This is a genomic window from Paraglaciecola polaris LMG 21857, assembly GCF_000315055.1.
In the GTDB taxonomy this organism is placed as follows: Bacteria; Pseudomonadota; Gammaproteobacteria; order Enterobacterales; family Alteromonadaceae; genus Paraglaciecola; species Paraglaciecola polaris.
On the sequence record NZ_BAER01000078.1, the window covers coordinates 1 to 5,130 of the forward strand.

Annotated in this window: 5 protein-coding genes; all 5 read left to right on the forward strand. The window is 44.4% G+C overall.

All coding sequences use genetic code 11. The features are described from left to right. The first annotated feature begins 207 nt into the window (after nt 1-207). Complete coding sequence (locus tag GPLA_RS14540; protein ID WP_007105700.1) at nt 208-624, forward strand: MAPEG family protein; 417 nt, start codon at nt 208-210, stop codon at nt 622-624. 301 nt (nt 625-925) lie between these two features. Then, nucleotides 926-2,008 carry a hypothetical protein gene (locus GPLA_RS14545; RefSeq protein ID WP_226993117.1) on the forward strand — a complete coding sequence of 361 codons (1,083 nt, stop codon included), beginning with the start codon at nt 926-928 and terminating at the stop codon, nt 2,006-2,008. After that, entirely contained in the window at nt 2,008-4,578 is a 2,571-nt protein-coding gene (locus GPLA_RS14550) for a hypothetical protein (protein ID WP_007105702.1), read from the forward strand. The genes GPLA_RS14545 and GPLA_RS14550 overlap by 1 nt, the downstream gene beginning before the upstream one ends. Further along, the gene (locus tag GPLA_RS14555) at nt 4,575-4,766 is read left to right on the forward strand and encodes a hypothetical protein (RefSeq protein WP_007105703.1); all 192 of its coding nucleotides are present in this window, start codon (nt 4,575-4,577) and stop codon (nt 4,764-4,766) included. Before GPLA_RS14550 ends, GPLA_RS14555 begins: the two co-directional genes overlap by 4 nt. Then, complete coding sequence (locus GPLA_RS14560) at nt 4,763-5,065, forward strand: hypothetical protein (RefSeq protein WP_007105704.1); 303 nt, start codon at nt 4,763-4,765, stop codon at nt 5,063-5,065. The genes GPLA_RS14555 and GPLA_RS14560 overlap by 4 nt, the downstream gene beginning before the upstream one ends. Nucleotides 5,066-5,130 lie beyond the last annotated feature (65 nt).

Here is a 5,130-nt window from a genome sequence, read left to right on the forward strand (position 1 = left end):
TGTTAAGGGCGCTGTATTTTTGCTTAGAATCTGCTCCTCAACTGGTGGTTTTTAATAAACTTACGAATTGGTAATTCTTATAAATAACCCTGTACCAGTTACATTCACCTCATCTCATAAAAACTCTTATTACTTTCATATCAATAGCTTAGGTCGGGCACTAAGCTTGCTTCTATGATTCAAATTGATTTATAAAAGGAAAGTGACATGTTTGAACTCGCCTATTCGGCTTACACGGCGTTCTATTTATATTTGGTGATGTTACTCGTGCAGTGGATGGTCGCGACGTTTAGTAAAGCTAAGCAGCCTAATGCGATCCCTGGGAAGATAGATAAAAACTTATCCCACGACAGTTTTGTGTTCAGAGCGCATCGTACTTTCCAGAATACGTTAGAGAACAGTGCCTTGTTTGTCGGCACGGTGGTTTTTGCCTTTATTCTAAACTACCAAAGCCCAATATTTGCTGTTTGTGTGTGGACGTACCTTGTCGCAAGAGTTGTGCATATGGCGTTGTACTATGCAATTTCGACTGAGAAAAACCCTAGCCCACGTACCTATTTCTTTTTAATTGGGCTATTGGCGAATGTGGTTATGTTAGTAGTCGTCGGGCTAAGGTTAATTTAGTAACAGAGTACGGTATCGTGAAGTGTCTTTTATCATGACACCCATGATAGGCACTTCCGACTTCGATCAACTCGCGTTCTTAGCCCTTACCGATCGAGATCCTATACCTGCCACTCAATTCACATACCTAATCTTCACGCAAACACCATTGATATGACCCCGTCAGGTTTGCCATACTTTTAGCCATTTATTTTTCCCCAATACGCTTAAAATACATAAATATCTAATTAACACTTTGATTTGCAATACATTTTTAACTGTTATAGTTTATTCGAAAATAACGATAAAAATGGAATTTTTCGTGATATCGCGTCAATCCCCCCTGCTTTTTGTACTTGCTTTGTTTTCGGTTTTATTTGTGTCTGGTTGTGCGGTGGATAAGCGCCCAGAGGCGTATTCGAATGCGATTTTGGTCAGTAGTGCCTTTCCTGCCCATGGCAGTTCGCAAAGCCAATATGCTGCGTTGCAGCAAGCCTTACTCAGTCGTAATTTGCTCATTGCCGATAACGGTGAAGTATTACCTGTTATGAAAGGCATGTGCGAGGCTGACATGCTGTATCACATCAGCAGTACTAACCTGCCGCCTTATATTGGTCAGCATCAAGATTTGTATGCAGGCTTTTATTTCGATGTAGCCCTGGTCAATGGCAGTTGGAAGGTGGTTAACACAGACAACGACTTCGGGCAGTTTAATAGCGAATTTGACCTTGCCCTGCTGACCAGTGTGTTAACCCCGAGAATAATGCCAAACGATACATTGACGATACGCCCACAGCCGAATGTAACGGCCAAGGCGTTAGGTGAGCTGATGAGCCTAATGCAAAGCGTATTTCCGGTAAAACGCACGCGCTTTGTGGTGAGTAGCAAATTTGCTAAGCAAGTAGAGCAAGCAGGATATGACCTTGTGCTTTCAAGCGCTGGGGCTAGTCACCTGTATTTAGGTGATACTTTGAGTACATCTGCCGCCCAAGAGCGTACGTTTTTTAAACTTGATTATACCGCTAATGCTGAATTAAAGGCGTTCGCTGCGAGCGAACAGCCTCTTGTCGCCTGCATGCAAGCGCATAATTTTGTGCAACCCCCAAGCAAGAAGTTTAGCAACAAGTTAAAGGCTAATGACTTACCTAGCGTAGTGAATGTATTGCCCAGTAATGCTGATTTTAATCAATTGAGCGAACAGCAACGTTTGTTCACGACAGGCCAGTACTTGACCATTAACGGTGATGTACTGAAGTACTCGACCTATCAAAAATTACAGGCAGGCAGTCGTTGCAGTCGCCTTGCACCGAGTGACCCATTGTACAAATACTGTGAAGATCGCAAGCAAGACGTGAGTACCGACTATATACGCCGTAAAGCGACCATGAGAAAGCAGGGTAATTGATGTTAGCTAAGGGCGCTGGGCAGGTAAAAATACTGGTATTACTTGGGTTATTCGTAGTGTATGTGTGCCTTGAATTATCTCTTAATTTACTGCTAATCGATATGTACGCTAAGCCGCTAGAAGCCGTATTTGGTGAGTACCAACTCACCGCAGAGCGCTTGGAATTATTTGGCCGTACCTTGTCGGGCTTTGGTTTAGCCTTGGGTATTATCTCGTTTATGCCAGGCCATCTGTTTAATGTTTTGGGCGGCGCTAAAGACACGACCGACGCACAGGTAGAGCAGGGCATTAACAAACTCGGTAAATGGGTGTTCAGGCCCATTGCATTTGTGTTGTTATGGGCGTTGATTATTCCGTCACTGCGCATTGTGATTGATGGCGTGGTGGATAGCACCTCGAACGAGAAAAAACTCAGTGCGGTACGAGCCATCGTCTATAAAGAGGCCTATTTGGCTGAATCTGTGACCATTGAAGGTTTCCCGGAATTTGATGAGATAGTAAGTGACCCACAGCGTAAAGATTTGGTGGTAGCGCTTATTCCTTCCTTGGCGTATTTCTCAGGTGGGTTTAATCATTTAATTGAATCAAACCTGCAAAATATGGCGGATGTATTTTTACAAAATCGCCAAGAAGAAACATTTAGCAAAGAAGCACTGCCGCGCATTCGTAAATTCGATGGTATTTATAAAGCGGAGTGGGCCAGTTATAAAAAAGCTAGGCAAGACTATACCGAGGCCAGCAGACGGGAAAACAACTTTGCCTTGCTTGAGCAAGAACGTACCGAGCTGTTAAACAAAGCCAACGAGCGGATTAATCAGCACTGGCAGGTTTATTCAAATGAGTTGTTAAAGGCGGAGGATTTTCGTAAAGACTACGCCGAAAATGAAAATATCGTCAAGGTGTACCGTGATATCCGCAATAAGTATCAAAGCTCGAAGTGCGACCGGGAATGCCGTGATTTTTATCGCGCTGAATTTGCTAAATACCTGAATAACTTAACCTTTAAAGACGGTGAACGCTTTGGTGTTTATTTACAGGCTGATGAAGTTAATTTAACTAAAATTCTTAAATCTAAATATCAACTAATGGGCATGTTTACCCGTGGTCGCCGAGCGTATTTACATCGGGCGTATGGTATTTCCGAAGAAATGGAATATGAGCAATACAACCAGTCGCCAGTGGCTACCAACCTCGCGATTGCCGTATTTAAAGAAAATGCTGTGCACGTGGCCAAAGAGTGGACCATGAATGATATGCGCCCATTGCGTCAAGCGATCACGAATAAATACCAAGGTCGAGCACAGGCGTTGTGGGTGAAGTATCAAAACGGCTCGAGTTTTGGTGGCGTGCCAGAGAAAAACTTAGATCGGGTCGACTTTGCCCGTTTGTATGAAATAAAAGTACTGGCGAAAATTGCGCTTGGTCCTTATTACATGGAAAGCTTTACCCCGAGCATTGCCGAAAGCCGCTACAAGAAGATGTGGCTGGCTAGCCAAGACAATATTTCTTTTATTCAGATGGTGACATCGACCGCTGCGACGGCCGCATTTTCACCCGGTGGCAGTATGTTTCAGTTGGGTAAAGACGCGGTGAAACTGGCAGTTATCCCTCCGGTAAGTATTGCGGCAAGCTTGCTGGCGATTTTCTTGTTGTTTATCAAACTCGGCATGTATTTGTGGGCACGCAGCAAGGTGTATTTGGTGGTTGCCATGGGGCTGGGCGTATTTGCATTTGGCATACCTGTGGGCAAGTCGGTCATGGGCGAGAACTCCTATCACGGCATGATGGTCGCCTTTGCTGAAGAATTCAGCGATGTAGATACCTTCGATAAAACCTTTACCGTTGGTTTCGGTTACGTACTGGATTTAGAAAACGGTATTTTCAAAACCTATCGTGATCTTGCCGTGGTGGATGCCGTGGCAAGTGTCGTGCACAAAAAACTACCACGAGACGAAAATGGTCTGCCGGTTGCGCATATCGAAACAACGAGCTTCTCGCTGCGTAGCTATGACGACCTCGCTTATTCTGTGCTTGATTTTACTCCCGAAATGCTTGGCATTGGGGAGGTGACTGCACCTTTTAATACCAACATTACCTTGCTCAAGCAAGACATGAACGTAGGCGCATATTTAGGCATTCGTTTAGCAGATAAGAAGGTGGCAGAAGTGAGTATGCCTAACTTTATGCAAGGTACGGATATCGGCCTTATTGCTGAGCAGCGCTTATTTTATCAGCCTGACTGGCAATCGTTAGCACTGGAATATGTCTCGAACGTGGATGACCCCTCGTATTGGCTGCAATTGGCCCAAGGGGATATCGCTAAAGAAACTCTGATGCAGCGCCTTGAGCGTAATATGGCTAGCTACTTAAATGACACGCCAGCCACGCTCGCGTTGCTCAATAATCTAAACGAGAAAGGCCAGAGTAACCTGATTTTACTCGAGCTTGAGCGCAGCAAAAAATACCGCTGCTTTGTGCTGGGCACAGTAACGGCGCAAATGATCAGCGAGTCGATTGAAAGCAATACGATTGCGTATGAAGAACTTCCAGATTGTAAGGCAAGGCTATGATAAGCAAGGTAATTGATTTCGCAAAAGAGTGGATAGCAGACAATTTAATACTGGTGCTTTTAATGGCCGCCATGTTTGCGGGTATGCAATATTTGTATTATCAGCAAAGCCAGGCCTTAGGCGAAGCAGCCCAGCAAGTTGAAGTACTCAAACTAAAAATATCATTGACGATGGAACAGCAAAAATGACCGACCAAACAAAAGCCCCTTTTATCTCATTCAAATTTGATGTGATGACATTTTTAGCCCTGTGCGGGGCGATGTACTTAGCGTACACCGCCCACTCCGCCAACATGGAAAACACCGCTAAACTGAGCGCGCTACTCACCAAGTACGAACAGACACTTGATGCCGCTATTGCCGGCGATGACGTCACCCTAAAACGCTACCGAAATAACATTAAAAAAACCTTAGATTCACTGTCACCCAAAGAACGCGAACTCATGCTCGCGCTGTTGAAAGTAGAGCGTGAAGGTAAAGCGGATTAATGGTTGATGCTTAAATTTAGTGCGTTTGTCACTTTGGTTATACGCCATTAAATAGTGTTTTTATC